Annotated in this window: 23 protein-coding genes; 11 read left to right on the forward strand and 12 right to left on the reverse strand. The window is 65.7% G+C overall.

Annotation, left to right across the window (positions count from 1 at the left end):
• The first annotated feature begins 27 nt into the window (after positions 1 to 27).
• Positions 28 to 1,497, forward strand: coding sequence for a peptide MFS transporter (locus C795_RS0102520; protein WP_017792187.1), 1,470 nt, complete (start codon positions 28 to 30; stop codon positions 1,495 to 1,497).
• A 77-nt stretch (positions 1,498 to 1,574) separates the two neighbouring features.
• Here the strand turns inward: C795_RS0102520 and C795_RS0102525 are convergent, their stop codons facing one another.
• The 3 genes from C795_RS0102525 to C795_RS0102535 all read right to left on the reverse strand — a co-directional run bounded on the left by C795_RS0102525 (position 1,575) and on the right by C795_RS0102535 (position 2,939).
• Complete coding sequence (locus tag C795_RS0102525; protein ID WP_017792188.1) at positions 1,575 to 2,354, reverse strand: alpha/beta fold hydrolase; 780 nt, start codon at positions 2,352 to 2,354, stop codon at positions 1,575 to 1,577.
• A gap of 95 nt (positions 2,355 to 2,449) precedes the next feature.
• On the reverse strand, positions 2,450 to 2,716 hold the full coding sequence (locus C795_RS0102530) for a GlsB/YeaQ/YmgE family stress response membrane protein (RefSeq protein WP_017792189.1): 267 nt from the start codon (positions 2,714 to 2,716) through the stop codon (positions 2,450 to 2,452).
• Positions 2,717 to 2,768: 52 nt separating this feature from the next.
• Entirely contained in the window at positions 2,769 to 2,939 is a 171-nt protein-coding gene (locus C795_RS0102535; protein WP_017792190.1) for a CsbD family protein, read from the reverse strand.
• A 216-nt stretch (positions 2,940 to 3,155) separates the two neighbouring features.
• On the opposite strand from C795_RS0102535, the gene soxR reads away from it, so the two are divergent.
• Both soxR and C795_RS0102545 read left to right on the forward strand, forming a co-directional pair.
• A complete protein-coding gene (soxR, locus tag C795_RS0102540) occupies positions 3,156 to 3,692 on the forward strand; it encodes a redox-sensitive transcriptional activator SoxR (protein WP_017792191.1) in 537 nt (178 codons plus the stop codon).
• 84 nt (positions 3,693 to 3,776) lie between these two features.
• A complete protein-coding gene (locus tag C795_RS0102545; protein WP_017792192.1) occupies positions 3,777 to 5,444 on the forward strand; it encodes a hypothetical protein in 1,668 nt (555 codons plus the stop codon).
• 83 nt (positions 5,445 to 5,527) lie between these two features.
• Here C795_RS0102545 and C795_RS0102550 read toward each other — a convergent pair whose 3' ends face one another.
• The 4 genes from C795_RS0102550 to C795_RS17800 form a co-directional block, all read right to left on the reverse strand.
• Positions 5,528 to 6,472 (reverse strand): DUF808 domain-containing protein, encoded by a 945-nt coding sequence (locus C795_RS0102550; protein ID WP_017792193.1) that lies wholly within the window; start codon positions 6,470 to 6,472, stop codon positions 5,528 to 5,530.
• Between the two features lie 234 nt (positions 6,473 to 6,706).
• Positions 6,707 to 7,333 carry a superoxide dismutase gene (locus tag C795_RS0102555; RefSeq protein WP_017792194.1) on the reverse strand — a complete coding sequence of 209 codons (627 nt, stop codon included), beginning with the start codon at positions 7,331 to 7,333 and terminating at the stop codon, positions 6,707 to 6,709.
• 69 nt (positions 7,334 to 7,402) lie between these two features.
• Positions 7,403 to 7,894, reverse strand: a complete 492-nt coding sequence (locus C795_RS0102560; RefSeq protein ID WP_017792195.1) for a flavin reductase family protein — start codon at positions 7,892 to 7,894, stop codon at positions 7,403 to 7,405.
• Positions 7,895 to 8,023: 129 nt separating this feature from the next.
• Positions 8,024 to 8,152 carry a hypothetical protein gene (locus C795_RS17800; RefSeq protein ID WP_408605751.1) on the reverse strand — a complete coding sequence of 43 codons (129 nt, stop codon included), beginning with the start codon at positions 8,150 to 8,152 and terminating at the stop codon, positions 8,024 to 8,026.
• A 536-nt stretch (positions 8,153 to 8,688) separates the two neighbouring features.
• On the opposite strand from C795_RS17800, the gene C795_RS14945 reads away from it, so the two are divergent.
• On the forward strand, positions 8,689 to 9,102 hold the full coding sequence (locus C795_RS14945) for an ArsR/SmtB family transcription factor (protein ID WP_017792197.1): 414 nt from the start codon (positions 8,689 to 8,691) through the stop codon (positions 9,100 to 9,102).
• Positions 9,099 to 10,757 (forward strand): SulP family inorganic anion transporter, encoded by a 1,659-nt coding sequence (locus C795_RS0102575; protein WP_017792198.1) that lies wholly within the window; start codon positions 9,099 to 9,101, stop codon positions 10,755 to 10,757. Before C795_RS14945 ends, C795_RS0102575 begins: the two co-directional genes overlap by 4 nt.
• 96 nt (positions 10,758 to 10,853) lie before the next feature.
• Here the strand turns inward: C795_RS0102575 and C795_RS0102580 are convergent, their stop codons facing one another.
• Positions 10,854 to 11,420 carry a phosphorylase family protein gene (locus C795_RS0102580; protein WP_017792199.1) on the reverse strand — a complete coding sequence of 189 codons (567 nt, stop codon included), beginning with the start codon at positions 11,418 to 11,420 and terminating at the stop codon, positions 10,854 to 10,856.
• A gap of 173 nt (positions 11,421 to 11,593) precedes the next feature.
• Here C795_RS0102580 and C795_RS16435 point away from each other — a divergent pair, with 173 nt between their 5' ends.
• From C795_RS16435 to C795_RS0102600, 4 genes are read left to right on the forward strand one after another with little or no spacing between them, the layout of a single operon-like run.
• Entirely contained in the window at positions 11,594 to 12,199 is a 606-nt protein-coding gene (locus C795_RS16435) for a TetR/AcrR family transcriptional regulator (RefSeq protein WP_017792200.1), read from the forward strand.
• The gene (locus tag C795_RS0102590; RefSeq protein WP_017792201.1) at positions 12,196 to 13,629 is read left to right on the forward strand and encodes a cytosine permease; all 1,434 of its coding nucleotides are present in this window, start codon (positions 12,196 to 12,198) and stop codon (positions 13,627 to 13,629) included. The genes C795_RS16435 and C795_RS0102590 overlap by 4 nt, the downstream gene beginning before the upstream one ends.
• A complete protein-coding gene (locus C795_RS0102595; protein WP_017792202.1) occupies positions 13,626 to 14,783 on the forward strand; it encodes a DUF917 domain-containing protein in 1,158 nt (385 codons plus the stop codon). The genes C795_RS0102590 and C795_RS0102595 overlap by 4 nt, the downstream gene beginning before the upstream one ends.
• Positions 14,780 to 16,336 carry a hydantoinase/oxoprolinase N-terminal domain-containing protein gene (locus C795_RS0102600; RefSeq protein WP_017792203.1) on the forward strand — a complete coding sequence of 519 codons (1,557 nt, stop codon included), beginning with the start codon at positions 14,780 to 14,782 and terminating at the stop codon, positions 16,334 to 16,336. The genes C795_RS0102595 and C795_RS0102600 overlap by 4 nt, the downstream gene beginning before the upstream one ends.
• A 121-nt stretch (positions 16,337 to 16,457) precedes the next feature.
• Here C795_RS0102600 and C795_RS0102605 read toward each other — a convergent pair whose 3' ends face one another.
• On the reverse strand, positions 16,458 to 17,429 hold the full coding sequence (locus C795_RS0102605; protein ID WP_017792204.1) for a sulfurtransferase: 972 nt from the start codon (positions 17,427 to 17,429) through the stop codon (positions 16,458 to 16,460).
• A gap of 356 nt (positions 17,430 to 17,785) precedes the next feature.
• Here C795_RS0102605 and C795_RS0102610 point away from each other — a divergent pair, with 356 nt between their 5' ends.
• Entirely contained in the window at positions 17,786 to 18,115 is a 330-nt protein-coding gene (locus C795_RS0102610; RefSeq protein WP_017792205.1) for a hypothetical protein, read from the forward strand.
• A 132-nt stretch (positions 18,116 to 18,247) separates the two neighbouring features.
• Here the strand turns inward: C795_RS0102610 and C795_RS0102615 are convergent, their stop codons facing one another.
• Entirely contained in the window at positions 18,248 to 18,913 is a 666-nt protein-coding gene (locus tag C795_RS0102615; RefSeq protein ID WP_017792206.1) for a PepSY domain-containing protein, read from the reverse strand.
• 100 nt (positions 18,914 to 19,013) lie between these two features.
• Here C795_RS0102615 and C795_RS0102620 point away from each other — a divergent pair, with 100 nt between their 5' ends.
• Entirely contained in the window at positions 19,014 to 19,505 is a 492-nt protein-coding gene (locus C795_RS0102620) for an S-ribosylhomocysteine lyase (RefSeq protein WP_017792207.1), read from the forward strand.
• Here C795_RS0102620 and C795_RS0102625 read toward each other — a convergent pair whose 3' ends face one another.
• Together C795_RS0102625 and C795_RS0102630 are read right to left on the reverse strand one after the other, a co-directional pair.
• Positions 19,506 to 20,243: an HAD family hydrolase gene (locus C795_RS0102625; protein ID WP_017792208.1), complete on the reverse strand. Its 738-nt coding sequence runs from the start codon at positions 20,241 to 20,243 to the stop codon at positions 19,506 to 19,508.
• A complete protein-coding gene (locus tag C795_RS0102630; RefSeq protein ID WP_017792209.1) occupies positions 20,244 to 20,999 on the reverse strand; it encodes a nucleoside phosphorylase in 756 nt (251 codons plus the stop codon).
• Between the last annotated feature and the right edge of the window lie 9 nt (positions 21,000 to 21,008).

Genomic DNA, 21,008 nt, shown 5'->3' on the forward strand with positions numbered 1-21,008 from the left:
CGCCGATTCCGATACCGAGGAGACCACGTGTCGCACACTGCCGAACACGAAACCGTACCGAAAAGCCGAGGCTTCTTCGGCCACCCCTGGGGGCTCGCGAACCTCGCGGGTGTCGAGATGTGGGAGCGCTTCAGCTTCTACGGCATGCAGGCACTGCTTGCGTTCTACATCTACTTCTCTGTTGCTGACGGCGGGCTCGGCCTGTCACAGGCCGCGGCCGGATCGATCGTCGGCGCGTACGGCGGTCTCGTCTACCTCTCTGCTGTCCTGGGCGGCTGGGTCGCCGACCGCGTACTGGGCGCAGAGCGCACACTCTTCACCGCTGCCTGCCTCATCATGGCTGGCCACCTCGCACTCGCGTTCATTCCCGGCGCTCTGGGACTTGCGATCGGCCTCATCTGCGTCGCAATTGGATCCGGATCGCTGAAGACAACCACCTCGACCGTTCTGGGCGACCTCTACTCGCGCGAGGATGGACGCCGCGATTCAGCGTTCTCGATCTACTACATGGGCGTCAACATTGGCGGACTCTTGGGCCCGCTCGCCACGAGCGCACTGTGGGGCTGGAAGGGCTTCCACTGGGGCTTTGCCCTCGCCGCCATCGGAATGGCGATTGGCCTCACCCAGTACATGCTGATGCGCCGCCGCACGATCTCCGAGGCGAGCCGCAAGCCACAGAACCCCCTCACTGCCACGCAGAAGAAGGTGTGGCCCGTCATCTTCGCCGTGGCCATCGCGCTCTTGGTGCTCGCAGTCTCGCTCGGTTTGGTTACCGCCGAGAACCTCTCGAACATCGTCGTGGTGCTCGTCATTATTGCCGTCATCTCGCTGTTCACGGTGATGCTGACCAGCCGTCAGGTTGACGCCGTGGAGCGCAAGCGCGTCATCGGCTTCATTCCGCTGTTCATCGCTTCGGCCGTGTTCTGGTCGCTGTTCCAGCAGCAGTTCACGGCGCTCGCGTTCTACGCGGACACCCGCCTTGACCGCGAGATCTTCGGCTGGGAGATGCCGCCGAGCATCGTGCAGTCGATCAACCCGGTCTTCATCATCATCCTCGCTGGCGTCTTCGCCGCAATGTGGGTAAAGCTTGGCAACCGCCAGCCCTCGACCCCGGTCAAGTTCGCACTGGGCACCGGCATCATGGGCCTCGCGTTCCTGTGCTTCATCCCCTTCGCTGGCTGGGCAAACGGGTCCGTGCCGCTCATCGCATTTGCGGGCATCCTGCTCTTGTTCACGATCGCTGAGCTGTCGATCTCACCCGTGGGTCAGTCGCTTGCGACGAAGCTCGCCCCGCGAGCCTTCCACTCTCAGATGGTGGCACTCTTCTTCCTGACCGTGTCACTCGGCTCTGCAGCTTCGGGGTCGCTCGCGGGCCTCTACACCGCCGAGGCCGAGGTGTCGTACTTCCTCATCATCGGGCTCTCGTCGATCGCAGTCGCGATCGTACTGTTCCTGATCCGGAAGCCGATCTTGAAGCTCTTGGGCGGCGTTCGCTAACGAGCGTCTCAGCCGAGATGCCCCGCGGGTTCGTTCAGATCTGAACGAACCCGCGGGGCATCTTTCATTTCGAGCGACTACCGTAGCCCATCGACATAGTCGACGATCATCGTGGCGACGGGCTCGGGGCTCTTGATGATGGCCTCGTGGCCGCGATCCGGAATTAATTGCATCGTGGATTCAGGTAGTGCGGCCGCCACTTCAGCGACCCACTCCTGTGGGCAGACCCTGTCGGTTTCACCCGCGAGTACTAGCGTGGGCACCCGAACCCGCGGGCACACGTCCTCAAGGTGATGCTCGAGCATCACCTTGAGCTTGTTCGCAAACCACACGGGGCTCGTCTTGAAATACTCATACATCCCGGTGAAGAGCACCTTGACGCCCTCGCCCTTCAGGTCCTGCACCATGCGCTCAGCTTGCTTCGTGGCCGAGCGTTCGTGCCGATTGATCGTGGGGGCGATGAGTACGAGCCCATCGACGAGCTCGGGCTCATCGACCGCGAGCTGCGCAGTGATCTGCGTACCCATCGAGTGGCCGACGAGCACGACGCGGCCGAGCTGCTCGTCGCGAATAAACCGAGCGAGGTGCTTTGCGGTCTGCTCGATCGAGCTCTCGCTGCCGGGTTCGGGGGAATCTCCAAACCCGGGAAGATCGAGCGCGATCACGCGCCCGCGAGAGGCCAGGATCGGGGCCACCTCGTCGTACACGATGCGTCCCATGCCGATGCCATGGACGAGCACGAAGACCCGTTCTCGCAGCCCATCAGTGGGCACGCTTGCCGGGGTGTCATTGGATACGATCGTCAGCTCGCCCGACTCGTATCGTCGCTCGATGCTGTTCTGGTCTGCGTTGTCCATGGCCCCAGACTAGCCCTCACTGGCCTTCACTAGCCCTCAAACACGATGACGGCCTCAGGCCTCCCGCCACGGGAAGCCTGAGGCCATCAATGCGTCTAGTCCGTCTTCTTACGCCCGGAGATCAGGCCCCAGATCAGCAGCACGACAACCGAACCGCCGATGGCGAGTGCCCACGTCTGCAGCGAGAAGAACTCCTCGAGATTTGCGTTGAAGAGCATGCCACCGAGCCATCCGCCCAGCATGGCTCCGACGACACCGAGCAGCAGGGTGACAAACCAGCCACCGGCCTGCTTGCCCGGCAAAATTGCCTTCGCAATGGCGCCCGCGATGAGCCCCAGAATCAGAAAACTAAAGAATCCCATAATGAAGCTCCTTCAGGTAGAGATCCGCACGAGTTGGGTTTTTGGAGGCCCCTTACTTGAAGGCGTCTTTGACGTTCTCGCCAGCCTTCCTCAGGCTCGCTTTCGCCTGATCGAGCTTGCCTTCGGCCTCCTGCGATTCATCACCGGTGAGCTTGCCCATCGCCTCTTTGGCTTTGCCGGTGATGTCTTCTGCTGCGTTTTTCATCTTGTCTTCTGCACTCATGGCGTGTGTCCTTTCGTGTTCGAATGACAAGACAACGAGTCATCGTTGCCTGTGATGCGGCTTATGCATCTGCATTTCACGCTACCCAGTAAAGCGGCTCTGCGCCAGGGCAGTTTTGCTCGACGCCAACCAGCGATCAGCTTCTGAAGTACCGAGGGTGGCATTCTTGAGGTCACAGTGAGTTTGTAGTTTGTAATTTGTAATTTGTAATTTGTCATGGGAGTGGGGATCGTGGCTGCAAAGAATCTAAACCATGATCTCGAAGCAGGTACCCCTGGTAGCGTCGCCGCCAAAGCCAGCCGGATCGAAGACGAGCTACTCAGCGTCGGCGAGGTGAGCCGCCGCACAGGTGTGGCGGTCTCGGCGCTGCACTATTACGAGAAGCTCGGGCTCATCGGGTCTACCCGCACCGTCGGCAACCAGCGCCGTTACCGACGCCACATGATCCGGCGCATCACGCTCGTGTCGGTCGCCAAGCGCCTAGGTATTCCGCTCGCCGACGTGCAGCAAGCGTTCGCGAGCGTGCCGCTCGACTCGACCCCCACGCACGCCGATTGGCAGCGCGCCTCCCGCGCGTGGAAGCTGGTGCTCGAACGCCGCCGAAAGGCCATCGAGGAGCTCGAGAACCAACTCGTAGGATGCATCGGCTGTGGCTGCCTGTCAATGAAGGCCTGCCTGCTAGTCAACCCCGACGACCGGCTCGGCCTCGAGGGGGCGGGACCGCGTCGTCTGCCCGTCGAAGATCTCGAGTAGGCCACACCACACCAAAGACACACACAGTAAAGACCTGGATGGAGTGTACGATATTCAAATCGACTGCACTGAGAAGGGTCCAACTTGCATTACTCACACCGACGTTCACTGCTCGGGATTGCCGCCACTGCGGCAATCCTCCTGACTGGCGTGGGGCTGGGCGCGAGCTCCCCCGCGATCGCAACTTCGGGCGAGGAAGCGCCTGCTTCAGCTTCCGCCGAGCCACTTGCGGCACCGGCGCAGGTCAACTCGACGACAACGATGAACCCGGTGCTGGTCCCTGGGCAGTTCGGATCGCCTTTCCTTGCGACCGCCACAGTTGAGCTCGACGGCCCTTCCAACCTCTCCGGCCAGATTGTGGAGCTTTGGCTCAATGGCGAACTCGCAGTGAGCTCTCCCCTCCTTTACATCGGATCCGGAAAGTTCTCCGGGGTTCTCATCACTCAGAACACGCCCAGCGCGGGCGACTACAAGGCTGTAGTTAAATTTCCCGGATTCGCGTCCTCAGATCCGGGGATGGCTGGCGCGCTTTCATCGGAGAGCGCTCCCTTCGAGTTTACGGTCGCCCCGCGCCCGTCCACCACGACGGTCACATCGGCCCCGACTGCAGAGAACGCCTTCGCGCCGATCGACGTGTCAGCGTCCGTTTCCGCGCCCGGCTTCGCCATCACCGGATCCGCCGCCCTCATGGTGGACGATCTTGAGATCGCCACCGCACCTCTGCAGGCGTCGCCCCAGCCGTTCGCCGACAGCCCCGTCGAGTTCTCAGGGGTACGTCTCCCCGGCACCGGTGGCACACTGTGGGTGAAGTATCTGGGGTCAGACGACGGTAACTTTGCTCCGTCCGCATCTGCGCGCGGGGCCATCGTGATCCACCCGATCGACACGAGCGTCGACGTCGCGCTCTCTTCGGCACAGGTTCGTGCGGACGCAACGTCCAGCCTCGAGATCACAGTCACGAATGAGACGCTGCGCTCATCGCAAGATCCCGTTGGCGGCGTCGAAGTACTCGTGGACGGCGACGTTATTGTCACCATGGCGCAGGCTCAGGATGAAGATCCCCGGGCCGGCAATGGTGTCGCGCGCTTTTCGATCCCCCTCGCCGGTGCTGAACTCGGGCTCGGCACGCATGACATCATTGTGAACTTCCTGCCCGAGCCAGGCTTCAAGGCTTCGAGCAGCGAGACTGCCCCGCTCACGGTGGTCGGCATTCCAACCGTGCTGACAACCGTCGCGAGCACCGTCACCGGCACCCCCGCTCATCCCCCGGTTGTGTCGGTGCAGGCCACGGTCGGGGCCGGGAACGACGCCGCTGCCCCCGCTAATGCCGCGGGGCTCCAGGCTCCAGTTCAGGCCGATTCCCCGGCCTCCAACGCCGCGGTTGCTGGCTATCTGGAGGCCTTCGTGGGCACAGAATCGCTCGGGGACGCAGTGCCGCTCGTGGATGGCACGGCCGACGTGCAGCTTGCAGGTCTCGCGGTTGGTTCGCACGAGGTCGAGCTGCAGTTCACCCCGGTCGGTGACTCCAACGCGCTCGGGGCGAGCACCTCCGTCACCGCCGTGGTGTCGGCCGATGCGACCCCGGCCCCCCAGCCTGTGACGCCGGAGCACACCACGAAGTCAGCGCTCGCCAAGACCGGCGCCGCGGATGGTCAGGCTTCGCTCCTTCTCGGCGCAGCGGCAGCGCTTATCATCGGCGCTGGAATTGCCTTCTCGGCCCCGCTACGCCGCGGCAGGCAACGTCAGGTCTAGCGCCAACTCTCGTCTGTACACACCTGTGCCCGCCGATTGAACCGGCGGGCACAGCTGTTTGTGGTGATACTGGCGTGCGCTGCCTACGCCTTGTGCGCGACGGGTTTCTTGTAACGCAACCGCGCGATCACTGCCAGCACCGCAAGAATGATGGCCCCCCAGATCACTCCGAACACCGCCGACAGGCTGCTGTCGATAATCCACGTGATGAACCCCGGAGCCGGGATCGCATGCGTAATGCCAGACACCAGCTCGTAGGGTGCGGCGACGCCCACCTCGGCAAGGTTCACGAGCAGAATGTGGCCGCCCACCCAGAGCATCGCCACCATCCCGATAACGCTGAGCCCCTTGAACACCCAGGGCATCGCCTTGACGAGCCACGTGCCCAGAATCTTGAGGGACCGGGGGCGCTTGCGGCGCAGCCAGAACCCGACATCATCCATTTTCACGAGCAGCGCGACCGTGCCGTACACGGCAACCGTCATCATGATCGCGACGACGATGAGGATCGCTAGGCGGACCCCCCACGAGTCTGTCTCGATCGCGGCGAGCGAGATCAGCATGATCTCAATGGACAACACGAGGTCGGTGCGCACAGCGCTGCTCACGATCTGCCTTTCGGAGGTTTTCGTGCGTTCGACGACCTCCTCAGCACTGTGCTGGTCGCTGTGCCGCTTGCCCACCGAGTGCCACAGCTTTTCGGCACCTTCGTACGCGAGGTACGTGCCGCCGAGCAGCAGCAGCCACGGAAACACCCACGGCGCCCACGTGCTCAGCAGCATGATGCCCACGACGATGAACGCCTTATTGATCAGCGAGCCGCGCGTGATCTTCCACACCACCGGCAATTCGCGCTTGGGGCTGAGGCCTTGCACGTACTGTGGCGACACTGCAGCGTCATCAATCACCACGCCGGCCGCCTTCGCGGAGGCCTTCGCGGCGCCCACCGCCACGTCGTCAATCGACGCGGCCGCGGCCTTTGCCAGCACAGCGATGTCGTCAAGAAGTGCGAAGAAGCTTGCGCTCACGTGGGATTCCTTCGGCCGGGATCGGTGACGGGATGTCAATTCTCGTGAGTTCTACTGTAATCGTGAATTACCCGTGACCTCGCCGTCATACTGTACGCCCACCTCACCGTCACGCTGCGGGCGCCAAGCGAGCCCCGGGATGACGGAGGAAAAACCTACAAAGGGGGCGCGCACTCGCGTGCGCGCCCCCTTTGAGCCCGGGGCATGTTTGGTGCCGGGGCGTAGATCCGGAGCCTATGCCGGGATGATGAGACCGGCAGTCGACGTGGTCGCGCGGTCGAAGCGCTGCTGCACGTCAGCCCAGTTGACGACCTCCCAGAAAGCCTTGACGTAGTCAGCGCGCACGTTCTGGTAGTCGAGGTAGTAGGCGTGCTCCCAGACGTCGAGCTGCAGCAGCGGGGTAACGCCGAGCGGCACGTTGCCCTGCTGATCGAACATCTGGAAGATGACGGGGCGAGCACCCAACGAATCCCACGCGAGCACCGACCAACCCGAGCCCTGAACGCCCATCGCGGCCGCCGCGAACTGGGCACGGAAGACGTCCATTGAGCCGAAGACTTCGTTCAGTGTCTTGGCGAGGGCGCCCTCGGGCTCTCCACCGCCATCGGGCGACATGTTCTCCCAGAAGACGCTGTGGTTGATGTGGCCGCCGAGGTTGAAAGCGAGATCCTTCTCGAGCTTGTTGATGTTCGCGAGATTGCCCGTTTCGCGGGCCTCAGCGATCTGCTCGAGCGCGGTGTTGGCACCCGTCACATAGGCCTGGTGGTGCTTGGAATGGTGCAGCTCCATGATGCGCGCCGAGATGTGGGGCGCGAGGGCTGAGTAGTCGTAGGGCAGATCAGGCAGGGTGTACTTAGGCATGGTGATGCTCCTTCTCGTTCTAATTGGCGGCCTGAAAGCTTGTGTCGCGGTGGGGTTGCCCCTACGCCGCTAGACCCGGGCCGGATCGAGCACGTGAAACACGCGGTCGTGGTAGACGAGCGGGGCACCCTCGTCGCCACCAATAATCTCGACCACCTCGGCGAGCACCAGCGAAGACGGGCCGATGGGAGTGATGCTCGCGGGTGTGCAGCGCAGCGCGACGCGTGCGCTTGGCAGGTGGGGCTCCCCCGTAGCAAGCGTGCCCCAGCCTTGGGCGTCGGTAAATCGCTCGGATCCCGACACCGCGAAGGCCTTGAGCACGTCAAGGTTCTGGGCCGAGGCGAGGTGCACCACAAACGAGTCGGCCTGCAGGATCTTGCCAGCGCTGCCGCCCGATTGAGTGACCGAGAACGCGATCGCCGGAGGGTCGATTCCGACCGAGGCGACGCTTGAGGCGGTGATGCCGACGGGGCCTTCAGGGGTGTTCGCGGTGATAATTGCAACGCCTGCGGGGTGGTTGCGAAACGCGAGCTTGAACTCGTCGACCAAAATCTCTGCCATGCCACCTACGTTAGAACCTCAAGCGCACTTGAGGTCAAGTTGCGTTCGCTGCGGGGGAATCGACCGGGGCACTGCATCAGCCCTGCTTCTGCGCGCGGCGCGACCCCGCCAAACGCACCAATCCGGCGCCTAACACCTAATCTCGCGAGAAATTGATGCTTGACGCCGGATCGCTGCTTGAAGCGGTGACGCCGCAACGGGCTGCGACAGCAGGTCACCCAGCGTGGCACCCCGTGGCCTGGTCAGGATGTAGGCCATCCAGAAGGCAGACACCGCCTTCAGGTTCAACCCGGAGCGCGCCAGCGCAATCAGCAGCACGGCGCTCAAGAACACGGTGGCCGAGAGCGCGTACCGGTCCCGAGCGCATCGAGCAGGTCTCTGCCAGATGTCCCGAGCGTAATACCCCTGAGGTCGATCAGTTTGTCGCTCGCGAGCATGCCGGCGACAGACACCAGGACCACCACGCTCACATACCGCGCCGGAACACAACTACGCGCCCGAAACTGCGGCACGAGCGCGACCGCGATCAGTGCGCCCCGATCCGACCCAATTCTGTGGACGCAACCCCAAATGAGCTGATGAATGATGATGCACCCTAGTTGGCAACGGTGGTCGAGGTGCTCGGGAAGAGCCTGCTCAAGCAGTCGCTAGTTCGCGGATTTACTCGTGTGATGCGCGAGGCATTCGACTACTTGAAGCTGATCTAGCGCCTAGTTCCTACGACTAGTGCCGGGCCCATCGATCCAGGGCTTGATATGATGAGTTCATCAAGTCAGAAAGCTGCGTGATCTCCGTTGATTCAACAAGAGCAGCGGCCCCTTTACGAGATCAAGGCGAATCTCTTTAAGGGGCTTGCGCACCCGTACCGCATCCACATACTCGAGATTCTGTCGAGCGCCCCTGAGACCACCGTGTCAGAAATGATCGAGGTCACGGGACTCGAGGCGTCGCACCTGTCCCAGCACCTCGCCGTACTGCGCAGGTACGGGCTCGTGACCTCTGATCGTCGCGGCAGCGTGGTGTTTTACCGGCTCGCGTTTGCGCAGGTCGCCGACTTGCTGTTTGTGGCGCGTCAGCTGCTGACGGAGCTCCTGGGGTCTTCGAGCGAGCAGCTGTCGAGCCTCGGCGATCTGCCAGTGATCGCGCTGACGCCGCCTGGCCCAACCCACTCGGCGCAGCCCGCGACACAGCCGGGCGGTGGCTGGTGACCCCGCCCACGCGCGCCCACCGCGCCTTCGTCAGCGTGCTCGCGCTACTGCCCAACCGGTCCGACTACGCGGGGCTCAAGAAGAGCTGGCGCGCCGACATCGTCGCGGGTATCACCGTCGGCATCGTGGCACTGCCGCTCGCCCTCGCATTCGGCGTCAGCTCGGGCGTTGGCGCCGAAGCCGGACTCATCACCGCGATCGTCGCCGGGCTCGTCGCCGCGATTTTTGGCGGCTCAAACGTGCAGGTGTCGGGCCCGACCGGAGCCATGGTCGTAATCCTCGCCCCCATCGTGGCGACCCACGGCGTCGCCACCGTCGCAACGCTCAGCGTGATGGCCGGCATCATCGTGCTCGCGGCGGGCGCGCTGAGACTCGGCCGCACCGTCAGCTACATTCCATGGCCCGTAATTGAGGGCTTCACCGTGGGCATCGGCATCATCATTTTTATGCAGCAAGTGCCGGCTGCGGTGGGCGTCAGCGCAGCCGGCGCCAGCCTCTCGACCAACGCCCTCGTGGCAGCCTGGCAAGCCATCACGCTCGCAAGTTGGCCCGCCGCATTCCTGCCCGTGATGGTGGTCGTCACCGTCGCTATCATCATGGTCGCGCTCGCGCGGGTGAGCGGCAAGTTGCCCGCCTCGTTCATCGCGATCCTCGTCACGACGCTCGCGGCGACCTTCTTCGCGCTGCCGCTTGCGAACATCGGCGAGCTGCCCACACAGCTCCCGGCACCCAGCATGCCGCCCATGAACCTGCAACTGCTCACGAGCCTCGCAGGCCCGGCCTTCGCGGTCGCCGCCCTCGCCGCAATCGAGTCGCTGCTGTCGGCCCGCATCGCCGCGACGATGGCCGACACCGGCCCCGTCAATGCCGACCGCGAGCTCGTGGGCCAGGGTCTCGCGTCGCTCGCATCGGGCTTCTTCGGCGGCATGCCCGCCACGGGCGCCATCGCGCGCACGGCCGTGAACCTACGATCCGGAGCCAAGACCCGCGCCGCCTCTGCAGTGCACGCGCTCGCCCTACTACTCGTGGTCTACGCCGCCTCGACGGTCGTCGCGCTGATTCCGCTCGCAGCATTGTCTGGCGTGCTGATGGTGACCGCGGCCCGCATGATCTCACCGACCGTCGTGCGCCAGGTGCTGCGTTCGACGCGCACGGACGCGGTCGTGTTCGTCGTGACCGCGCTCGTCACGGTGAGCTTCGACCTGATCATCGCGGTCGGCATCGGCATTGCGGCCGCGGCGTTCTTTACGCTGCGCCGCCTGAGCCTCGACACGCGCGTGCATCGCGAGGAGCTGCCCGGCACCGCGATCCCAGGAGACGAACGCATCGCGCTGTTCCGGATCGATGGCGCGCTGTTCTTCGCCGCCGCCGAACGCATCCTGGCTGAGATCAACGCGAAGCGAGGCATCGAGGTTGTCGTGCTGCGGCTGTCGCAGGTGCAACACATCGACGCGACGGGCGCGCACACGCTCGCCGAGCTCGTGACGGCGCTCGAGCGGCGCGGGGTGACGGTGCTCATCAAGGGAGTGCGGGCGCCGCACCTGCGGGTGCTCGAGACGCTCGGTGCGATCGATTCACTCCGACATCCGAATCACCTATTCGATGACCTCGATGCGGCGGTCGCGCACGCCCGCACGCACGTATCGCAGGGGTAGCGCGGGCGCGACTGGATCCTGCGACTCGTACCTCGCGCAGGATGACCTGCCCTTCCGTCATACTGCGGGAGCGAAGCGAGTCGCAGTATCCACGCGCTACTTCAGGCGCTCCTCATAGAACGCGCGCAGCTGCTCACTCTTGCGAAACACGATCTCGTCCCACTCCTCGTCGGTGGTGGAGCTGTCGGCAAAGTCCGACGGAATCTTGAACAGCTGCAGCGGCACCTCGAACTTGGCGCAGACCGAGGCGTACGCGTACGCCTCCATGTCGACGAGCGTCGCGCCGAGCCCAGCAATGTGCGTGCGCTGCGCATCGTCCTTCACGAATACGTCGCCCGTCGCGATCGTCGCGGTGAACTCGGGCAGCAGCACCTCACCCGCGGGCACGAGCGTGGGCGAGGGCAGCGAGAAGTCGTGCTGCACGACGCCCGTCACCTGGTAGACGTCTTCGAGGCTGGGGCGATCCGGAGCATCCCCCACGACACCCGCGGTACCCAGCACCAGTACTCGATCAAACGCGCCAGCACCCTCGTCGCCGGCGGCGAGCGCGTGCGCGAGCGACGTGGCTGCGTTGATCTTGCCCACGCCGGTCACCAGGTGCGGCACGTCGGTGAAGGCCGAGGCCTCGTCGCGGTGGGCAAAGACGAGCAGCGTCTGGGTCATGGGGCTCCTTGAGAAGGGGTACTTGGGTGCGGTGACGATTGCTCTGCCGCGAGGGCGAGCATGATCCGGATCAAGCGTAATGCACCCGTCCCGGCGCTCAGGGCCTGTGCAGGCTTGACGAGCGCGAGACTCGCAGCCTAAGCTCTGCCTAACGACCATTAGTTAGGTGATCAATGACCCGCTCACGCATTCTGCAGGCCGCACTGACGCGGTTTGCTCGGGCCGACTATGTCGAGACTTCACTGCGCGACATCGCAGCCGATGTCGGCATTAAGGCCCCCTCGATCTACGCCCACTTCGCCAACAAGGAGGAGCTGTACACCGAGGTGTACGTGCTCTCACTTGCCGAACACCGCAGCTTCTTTACCGCACTCATTGCAGAGTCGGCGTCGCTCGATCCGCTCGAGCGGCTGCACCGCATCCTGACCGGGGTGAGCGATTTCTATCGCGACCGCCCCGATCTCCTCGCTCTTCATCTACGCACAGCGCTGGGCCGCACCATGGCACAGCCATCAGGCTTGATCGACGCGTTCCAGGTTTGGGACGCCGAGCTATCGGCCGCCGTTCGCGAGACATATCTCGACGGCGTGCACCGCGGACAATTCACAAGCTTGCCCCCGGAGGCCTTCACCTCACATTTCCTGTGCCTGATGGACGGGCTCTTCCTACAGATGAGTCATTACTCACCAGAGCTCTACGCAGAGCACCTTTCACACACTTGGAGCACGCTGGCGCTGTTCATCACGCCCCCTGCTTCGACGGAGAACCAAACTTCATGACACACGCACACGACGCGGGCGCCGCCAAGGCACGCGCGGTAGCCACCAAATCCGACTATGAGTTGGGCACCGTTCCCGCTTCCGAGCGCAAGAGCTGGCTGCCGATCGCCGGCATCTGGATCGCCATCGGCATCGACCTCTCGGGCACCATCATGGGCGTGCAGCTCGGCAACGGGCTCCCCTTCAACGAAGCACTCAGCGCCACGATCCTCGGCTCGGTGCTGCTCGGCCTGCTCGCCATGGCCTGCACCTACGTCGGCGCCGCCACCGGCCTCACGAGCGCGATGCTCTCACGCGCGGTGTTCGGCAGCATCGGCGGCCGCGTCATCGCGATCGCCATGGCGATCTCGTCGCTCGGCTGGTTCGGTGTGCAGACGGGCTTCTTTGCTGACAACGCCCGGATCGCCGTAGATGAGCTCTTCGGCATTGAACTGCCGGTGCACCTGTTCACCGTCATCGGCGGAATCCTCATGATCCTCACGGCGCTGTGGGGCTACCGCTCGATTCAGCGCCTCAGCTCGTGGGCCGTGCCCCTGCTCGTGGGCCTGCTCGGCCTCGCGGTCGTGCTCGCGTTCACCAAGTTCGGCACGGGTGACCTGCTCGCAGACGTCCCCGCACAGTTCACCTTCGGCGGCGCCGTATCGCTCGTCATGGGCATCTTCGTGTTTGGCGTCATCGTTTCGCCCGATATCGCGCGCTGGGCAAAGACCCCCAAGCAGGCCATGGCCGCGGGCTTCGTCGGGTTCTTCATCGGCAACTCGCTCATCGTGCTCGTCGCCCTCGTGCTGTCGCGCGTCATGGGCATCGAGGATCTGATGCGCATGTTCTTCGTGCTCGGCCTCGGCGCCTTCGCGCTCATCGTGCTGACGCTCGCGCAGTGGACCACCAACACGAACAACCTCTACTCGGCAGCGCTCAACCTGTCGGTCGTATTCACGCGCGTCAGCCGCCGCAACCTCACGCTCATCGGCGGAGCCATCGCCATCGGCGCCGCGATCGCGGGCATCTACGACGCGTTCATTCCGTTCATCTCGGTCATGGGCACCTTCATCGCCCCCTACGGCGGCGTCTACCTGGCCGAGTTCTTCACCCGCCGATCGAGTCGCCTGCGCCAGCACGCGACACCGGGGGTCGACCACGAAGCGACCGCCGCGAGCGTGCCCACGGTCGACGCGTGGGCGTTCGTCTCATGGGGCATCGGCTGCCTCGTCGGCGTCATGACGACGCAGGCCGGCGACGGTCTCGGGCTCGGCGTGATCTCGCTTACGACGATTCCGGCGCTCGACGCGATCCTCGCGGCTTTCATTGCGCACGCACTGATCTCGCTCGTGCGCGGCCGCATCACCGGCAAAGCCGGCGCCGTCCAGGTGCCGGCACCCAGCTCAGGGCATGACACCGCACAGCCCGTCGTGGAAGGACCCCAGCGATGACCAACCAGCAACTCACCAGCATCACCGAGGCCGACATCGACGACATCGCCATCGGCGCCGCCGTACTCGGCACGGGCGGTGGCGGCGACCCCCACGTGGGCTCGCTGCACGCGAAACGTGCGATCCGGAATCACGGTGCCGTTACGGTGCTGCAGGTCGAGGATCTCGATGACGAAGGCCTCGTCGTGCCCGTGGGCATGATCGGGGCGCCCTCCGTTTCGATCGAGAAGATCGCGGGTGCCGAGGAGATCGGCCGCGCCCTCGACCTGCTCGAGCAGGGCACCGGCCGCAAAATTGCGGCGATCATGCCCATCGAGATCGGCGGCGGCAACTCACTGATCCCGATCGCGGCTGCCGCCGAACGCGGGCTTCCGATCGTGGACGGCGACGCTATGGGACGCGCGTTCCCCGAGGCCCAGATGGTGACGTTCCACCTCGCGGGCTACGGCCCCGGCGCGGTCGTACTCGTCGACGCGCAGGGCAACGCCGTACTGTCGTACCCCGTCGACGGCGCCTGGTCTGAGCGCCTCGCGCGCGTGCTCACGTTCGAAATGGGCGGCTCGGCCACCATGATCGACTATGCATATCCCGGATCGGTGGCTCGTGAGTGCGCGATCCCCGGCACACTCACGATGGCGCGCGACATTGGGCGGCTGCTGCGCAGCAGCACCGTGCGCGACGACGAGCGCATCGACGTGATGCTTGCCAAGCTCGGCGGCTTCCGCCTGTTCGACGGCAAGGTGAGCGAGATCGAGCGCGCCATCCAGGGCGGGTTCACGCGCGGTCGCGCCGTGCTCGACGGCACCGGCTCCGACCGGGGCGCAACCTTCGAGCTGTCGTTCCAGAACGAGATGTTGCTTGGCACGCGTAACGGCCAGGTCGCGGCCGTCACCCCCGATCTCATTGCGGTGCTCGATCAGTCGACGGGGCAGCCCATTACGACCGAGACCGTGCGCTACGGCGCACGCGTGACGATCGTCGCGTTCCCGTGCAACCCGCAGTGGCGCACGGAGCGCGGGCTCGAGACCGCTGGACCCGCCTACTTCGGCTACGACGTACCGTTCACCCCGGTGGAACAACTCGCCGCGGGGGCGCTGGCGCCCGCGGGCACTGATCCGGAATCTGTTTTGACCCTGCAGGAGGCCCGCGTATGAACTACCGAATTGGCATCGACGTCGGCGGCACCAACACCGACGCGGTCGTGCTCGACGAGCACCGCCGGGTACTCGCCTCGATCAAGACCCCCACGCAGGCCCGCTCGGGCGACGGTGTCGCCCGAGCCATCGATCTCGTGCTGGAGGCCTCCGGGATTCCCGAGGCCGAAGTGAGTGCCGCCATGCTCGGCACGACGCACTGCACCAACGCGATTGTCGAGCGGCGCGGCCTCGGCCGGGTCGGCGTGCTGCGCCTCGGCGGCCCCGCGACCACTGCCGTGCCGCCGTTCGAGGGCTGGCCCGCTGATCTGCGCGACGCAGTTGCCGGGCCCGCCTACGTCATCAACGGCGGCAACGAGTTCGACGGGCGCGAGATCAGCGCGCTCGACGAGCCCGCGATTCGCGCCGCGGCCGCCGAGATGCGGGGCGTTGTGGACGCCATCGCCATCGTGGGCGTATTCGCACCGGTCGCAGACGCGCACGAGCTGCGCGCCGAGGCGATCGTGCGCGAGACGCTCGACGTGCCCGTCTCGCGGTCCGTCGAGATCGGATCGATCGGGCTGCTCGAGCGCGAGAACGCGACGATCTTGAACGCTGCGCTGATTCGTACGCTGGGCGACATGGCCGACGGTTTCGCCCGCTCGCTCATCGAGCACGGCATCGATGCAGACATCTACTTCGGGCAGAACGACGGTACGCTCATGCGGCTCGACTTCGCGCTGCGCTACCCGGTCTTCACGATCGGGTGCGGGCCGACGAACTCGATTCGCGGCGCGGCGCACCTGAGCGGCGTGAGTGACGCGCTCGTCGTCGACATCGGCGGCACCACGACCGACATCGGCGTGCTCGTCGATGGGTTCCCCCGGCAGTCGTCGCACGCGGCAGAAATCGGCGGTATTCGCACGAACTTCCGTATGCCCGACGTGCTGTCGGTGGGGCTCGGCGGCGGCACGATCGTGCGCGGCGGCGAGGGTGATGCTGGCTCGGCCACGTCCGTCGTGCTCGGCCCCGACAGCGTCGGCTACCGCATCACTTCCGAAGCGCTCGCGTTTGGCGGATCAACGCTCACAGCGACCGACGTCGCGATGGCGGTCGGCCGGCTCGACATCGAGGGCAAGCCCGCCCCCGAGATCGAACCGAGTCAGCTTTCGGCGGCGGATGCCGCGATCCGGAGATTCCTCGAAGAAGCCATCGACCAGATGAAGCCGAGCGCGGCCCCCGTGCCTGTCGTGCTGGTCGGCGGCGGCGCGGCGATCTCACCCGCCGCGCTCGATGGCGTCTCAGACGTGATTCGCCCCGAGCATTCGAGCGCCGCGAACGCCGTGGGCGCGGCCCTCGGCGACGTCGCGGGCCAGGCTGAGCAGGTGTTTTCGCTGCGCGAAACGACCCGCCAGCAGGCCGTTGATGCAGTGCGAGCCGACGCGACCACCCGCGCAATCGAGGCGGGCGCCGAGCCCGCGTCGGTCGAGGTCATCGCACTCGAGGAGCTGCCCGTCGCCTACATGGACGACACCGTAATCGTGCGCGCACGCGCCGCGGGGCGCCTTGCGTAAGCGTTCACCGACGGGTTTCTGACTAGCCGCGTCACGCACACCTGCGCCCGGGTTCCCCTCGTGGGAAGCCGGGCGCAGTGCTGCGCGGGCCGCGTCGTTCGAACGGGGCCCGCTCGGATCATTAGGGCAGCGGGCCCGTAGCGACCGGCAGCTCGGGGTGGTTGGCCCACTGCGACCAGGAGCCCGGGAACAGGGCCCCACGGTGGCCTGCGAGCTCGAGCGCGAACAGGGTGTGGCTGGCCGTGATGCCGGATCCGCAATACGCCGCCACCCGCTCGTCGGCGGCGGGGACGCCTACTCCAGCAGCCTCGAAACGGGCGCGCAATTCTTGTAGTTCGAGGAATCGTCCGGCCGCGTCGATGTTGCCGGTCGTCGGCAGGCTGCGCGCGCCCGGCACGTGTCCGGCACGCGGATCGATCGGCTCGCTGTCGCCTGAGTAGCGCTCGGCGGCGCGCGCATCGAGTAGCACCGCATCGCGGGCCCAGACCGCCGCTTCCTCAATTGTGAGCCGGGGCATGCGCCCGCCCACGAGGGTGATTTCGGGATGCCCGTCGCCGCTGGTACCGACGACGCTGCTCTCGACTGTGCTGGCCTCGACTGCGCTGGCCTCGAGCGCGCCCGCCTCGTCAGTGCCCGCCTCGTCAGTGCCGGTCTCGATCGGCAGCCCGGCCTCGATCCAGCCGGGCCAGGCCCCGTCGAGCAGCCGTACGTCGACGCCCGCGTCGCGCAGCAACCACCATGCACGCGCGGCTGCCAGGTTTCCGTCACCGTCGTACGCCACGACCCGGTCCCCCGGCCGAAGACCCCACCGCCTCGCTGCGTTCGTCAGTAACTCATCGCCCGGCAGTGGATGCCGCCCCGCAGTCGCGGGGCCGTGCCCCGACAGTTGCGATTCGAGATCGACGTAGACGGCGCCCGGCACATGGCCGGCGCTGAACGCCGCGCGACCGTCGGGCTCGGCGAGGCTCCAGCGCACGTCAAGCACGAGAGTCCTGGGAAGCTGGGCTCCACCCGAGCGCCATGCGTCACGCTCCACAGCAAGTTGTTCTGCGAGCGCCTCTGGGGTGACGAGCAAGGCCTGTCGATCAGTCATGCTCACATGCTAGCCACACCCCGCAAATTGCGACTGCATCGTCGACATTTCTTGTAATTCACACTTCAACTGGCGATTCTCGAAAATGTGTTCTATACTAAAAAGCTGAGCGCGCGAATGAAACGTGCGAGTCGCCCGAGGGGCGGCCGCCACAACTTCCGGATCATCCTCGCCGTAAGCGCTCCGCACGCGTAGCCGCGACAACGGTTTCACGCAATCACCACCGCTCCAGGCGTTGCACTCGATCCCTCGATATTGCATGCATTTACGCCGGGCACACATTCGGCTCTGTAGAGAGCCCGCGAGCTGGTCTCGCACACCGCGCACCATGACGGTGCGCACGAAAGGACACCATTATGACCAACATTACGAACCTCAAGAACTTCACTCGCCCGGGCCGCACCGCTGCCCACACTTCGGCTCGCGCCGCGGCTCCGCTGCGCACCCCGTACCACTCGCTCGGCACCGCCGACGCGATGCGCGTACCCGAGTGGGCCGACCAGCGTTCGGTCTACCGCAGCGCAGGCCGCACCCTGTACGTCGTCGACACGACCAGCTTCGCTGACGCCCGTGCCGACCTGAAGACCCTCGACCGCGCAGGCTGGGAGGTGCAGGTCGCCAAGGATCCGGCCGGATCCGGAGCCCGCATCGCTTTCACACGTCGCGACCTCGCTCGCGCGGCGTAACGCCTCGCGATGAGCGCGCCGCAGCGCCTCGAACGCACATGACGCCACTCAAATCTTGTGATTTGGGTGGCGTCATTTCGTTGCGCACGGGCCCGGTCGTCTTTCCCGGTCCGCCGCTGGCCCAAGAGTCAGCTAGCTGCGGGGCAGCAGCTCGTTTGTGAGCGCATTGACCCGCACCTCGATGTCGTCGGTGGAGCCGTCGGGCACGACATCGAACTCGTACACAACGCTGCCATCGCTGTCACCCTCGAGGTTCCACTCGTTGATGATGCCGGGCTGTGATTGGCGCGCGGTGGCGGCGGCCTTGCTCACGTCAATAACGGCGCCGAGGTCGAAGGCCTCCTGGAGATCGTCGTCGCCCGGGTCGAGCGGTTCGCGTTCTTCTGACAACACCTCGAGGGTGTCTGCGCTGAGTTCAACCTCGTACTTCTCGGTGCTCGAAACCAGGTCGATGTCGTACTCGAGCGTGCCGTCGATGCGATGGTCGAGTGCGATCTTCGTGAGCTCTCCGGTGAATAGTTTTTGGGCTGCGGCAAGGGCGTCTGCGGCCGAAGCATTAGGCGCCTGATCGACCACATCCCGGGCGGCCTGGGCGTCCGCCCCGCCTGAAGCATCGGCCCCCGCCTTGGAATCAGACAGCTCTTCCTGCGTGGTTCCAAGTGACGGAGGCGCGGCGTCCGGGGTCTGGCTCGCGCTGCATCCGACGACGCCAAACAGCAATGATCCGAGGGCAGCGGCCGCGAGGAGGCGGCTCGCGATGCGGGTGGACTGAACTGGGGCGAAGAGCATGTCGTTCATAGTGGCACCCTACGCCCCCATTCTGGGGCCCGCTCAGGGTCGACCGTTACGCGGCGTCATACTCCCCCGCTCGCGCCAGCCGCGTGCTTAAACTGTCGCCATGAGTGACGTAGAACTGGCCGAGGTCGAGAGCTTTTCGTTGGACCACACGAAGGTGCTGGCGCCGTACGTGCGCCTCATCGGCATCGAACACGGCCCCAAGGGTGACGCGATTTCGAACTACGATATTCGCCTAGTGCAGCCCAACGAGGAAGAGATTCCCACCGCCGGCCTGCACACCATCGAGCACACCATCGCCGGGCTCCTGCGCACCCGCATCAACGGGCTCATCGACATCTCCCCGTTCGGGTGCCGCACGGGATTTCACATGATCCTGTGGGGTGAGCCGACGCCGGCCGAGGTTGCTGCGGCGATCAAGAGTTCGCTCGAAGATCTCGCCGAGCGCATCACCTGGGAGGACGTGCCCGGCACCGAAGCGATCAGCTGCGGCAACTACCGCGACCACAGCCTGCACTCGGCCAAGGAGTGGTCCAAGCGGGTGCTCGCGCGCGGCATCAGCCTCGACGCGTTCGACCGCACCCACATCGCGTAGCTACGCGCCCGGCCCGTCGGTCGCCGCGCACACGAGCCCCGGCAGCTCGGCCATGTCAGACATCACGGCAGCCGCGCCCGCGGCGCGCAGTGCCTCGGGCGGCGCGCTCGTGAGCGATCCGTTCGAGTAGCCCAGCACGGTCGCGCCCGCCGCGACCCCGGCGGTCACGCCGGCAACGGAGTCCTCGACCACGACGGCGCGATCCGGAGCAACCCCCAGCGCGCGAGCCGCCGCGAGATACACATCGGGCGCGGGTTTCGACCGCGGCATCTCCATGCCGCTAAACACCCGGTCGCCGAAGAATTCGGCGAGGCCGGTGAGCTCCAGCTGCATCTCGACCTTGGCCCGATCGGCCCCGCTCGCGACCGCGATCTGGGGACCGTACGCGCGCCGGATCTCCTCAAGCGCGCCCAGCGCCCCCGGGTTCGCCGCAACCCGCTCCCGCAGGGCAGTGTCGCGGCGTGCCCGGAACTGCCCGATCCACGCGTCGTCAATGCGCACGCCCGTGTGTTCGAGGATCACGGGCCACTGGTCCTTAAGCGCGCGCCCAATGAACAGCGCGACACAATCGGCCTCCGAGATGGGCCAGCCGAGCTCGTGCAGCATCTCGCACAGCACCCCGTTCGTGATGCCCTCCGACTCGACGAGCACGCCGTCGCAGTCGAAGAGCACAGCGGCGTAGGCGGGGCGCACCGCGGCAGTCGCGGGCGAGGCCGTGGGGTGCTGCGCGTTAGCCATTTAGGAGACCAGTACGTCGAGGGCTGCGGTGAGCGCGCCGTCGACGGCCTGCGTGACGATCTCGCGGTAGGGGTCGTAGCCGTCCATCGAGTCGTTCTTCGCGGCGAGCGGGTTGCCGTCGATCGCGAAGACCGCGCCCGACTCGATGCCGTGCAGCGAGGCGATGACGAAGAGCGCTGCGGCCTCCATCTCGACCGCGACGATGCCGGCGCGCTGCCACATGGCATGGTCGACGCCCACAATGACCTCGCTCGGGTAGAACATGTCGCCCGTGAGCACGATGCCCGTGTGCACGTTCAGGCCGGTGTCCTGGGCGGCGCCGCGCAGCGCGATCGTCAGCTCGGGGGTCGCGATCGCGGGGAACTCGGCGGGCACGAGCTGGTGGCTCACGCCCTCGGCGCGCACGGCGCCCGTCGCGACGACAATCGCGCCGTCGACGACCTCGGGCTGAATGCCGCCCGCGGTGCCGGATCGGATGATTCGGGTCACGCCGCCACGAGCGAGCTCCTCGAAGCAGACTGCGGCACCGGCGGCGCCGACGCCGTGCGAGGCGACGGTCACGGGAACGCCGTGGTAGCTGCCCGAATAGACGTGGTACTCGCGGTTGGCCGAGAGCTGCTTGACGTCGTCGAGCATCTCAGCGACGCGGGCGGCGCGGCCGGGGTCGCCGACCACGAGGGCGCGGTCTGCGAGGTCTGAAACGCGTGCGCGCAGCAGCGGCAGTTCGGCGTCAGCGGGAAGTCGTACGGGTGCCATGGTGGGGCC

Origin of the sequence: Leucobacter salsicius M1-8 (genome assembly GCF_000350525.1) — a bacterium.
GTDB lineage: Bacteria > Actinomycetota > Actinomycetes > Actinomycetales > Microbacteriaceae > Leucobacter > Leucobacter salsicius.

What these genes read in the sequence shown, in the direction of transcription:
- C795_RS0102560 (WP_017792195.1), bottom strand. Translation starts at nt 7,894, where the DNA reads ATGGCAGAGATTTTGGTCGACGAGTTCAAGCTCGCGTTTCGCAACCAC.
- C795_RS17800 (WP_408605751.1), bottom strand. Translation starts at nt 8,152, where the DNA reads ATGGCCTACATCCTGACCAGGCCACGGGGTGCCACGCTGGGTGACCTG.
- C795_RS0102615 (WP_017792206.1), bottom strand. Translation starts at nt 18,913, where the DNA reads ATGAACGACATGCTCTTCGCCCCAGTTCAGTCCACCCGCATCGCGAGC.
- C795_RS0102590 (WP_017792201.1), top strand. Translation starts at nt 12,196, where the DNA reads ATGACACACGCACACGACGCGGGCGCCGCCAAGGCACGCGCGGTAGCC.
- C795_RS0102625 (WP_017792208.1), bottom strand. Translation starts at nt 20,243, where the DNA reads ATGGCTAACGCGCAGCACCCCACGGCCTCGCCCGCGACTGCCGCGGTG.
- C795_RS0102595 (WP_017792202.1), top strand. Translation starts at nt 13,626, where the DNA reads ATGACCAACCAGCAACTCACCAGCATCACCGAGGCCGACATCGACGAC.
- C795_RS0102580 (WP_017792199.1), bottom strand. Translation starts at nt 11,420, where the DNA reads ATGACCCAGACGCTGCTCGTCTTTGCCCACCGCGACGAGGCCTCGGCC.
- C795_RS0102605 (WP_017792204.1), bottom strand. Translation starts at nt 17,429, where the DNA reads ATGACTGATCGACAGGCCTTGCTCGTCACCCCAGAGGCGCTCGCAGAA.
- C795_RS0102600 (WP_017792203.1), top strand. Translation starts at nt 14,780, where the DNA reads ATGAACTACCGAATTGGCATCGACGTCGGCGGCACCAACACCGACGCG.
- C795_RS0102620 (WP_017792207.1), top strand. Translation starts at nt 19,014, where the DNA reads ATGAGTGACGTAGAACTGGCCGAGGTCGAGAGCTTTTCGTTGGACCAC.
- C795_RS0102530 (WP_017792189.1), bottom strand. Translation starts at nt 2,716, where the DNA reads ATGGGATTCTTTAGTTTTCTGATTCTGGGGCTCATCGCGGGCGCCATT.
- soxR (WP_017792191.1), top strand. Translation starts at nt 3,156, where the DNA reads ATGGGAGTGGGGATCGTGGCTGCAAAGAATCTAAACCATGATCTCGAA.
- C795_RS16435 (WP_017792200.1), top strand. Translation starts at nt 11,594, where the DNA reads ATGACCCGCTCACGCATTCTGCAGGCCGCACTGACGCGGTTTGCTCGG.
- C795_RS0102610 (WP_017792205.1), top strand. Translation starts at nt 17,786, where the DNA reads ATGACCAACATTACGAACCTCAAGAACTTCACTCGCCCGGGCCGCACC.
- C795_RS0102555 (WP_017792194.1), bottom strand. Translation starts at nt 7,333, where the DNA reads ATGCCTAAGTACACCCTGCCTGATCTGCCCTACGACTACTCAGCCCTC.
- C795_RS0102525 (WP_017792188.1), bottom strand. Translation starts at nt 2,354, where the DNA reads ATGGACAACGCAGACCAGAACAGCATCGAGCGACGATACGAGTCGGGC.
- C795_RS0102630 (WP_017792209.1), bottom strand. Translation starts at nt 20,999, where the DNA reads ATGGCACCCGTACGACTTCCCGCTGACGCCGAACTGCCGCTGCTGCGC.
- C795_RS0102535 (WP_017792190.1), bottom strand. Translation starts at nt 2,939, where the DNA reads ATGAGTGCAGAAGACAAGATGAAAAACGCAGCAGAAGACATCACCGGC.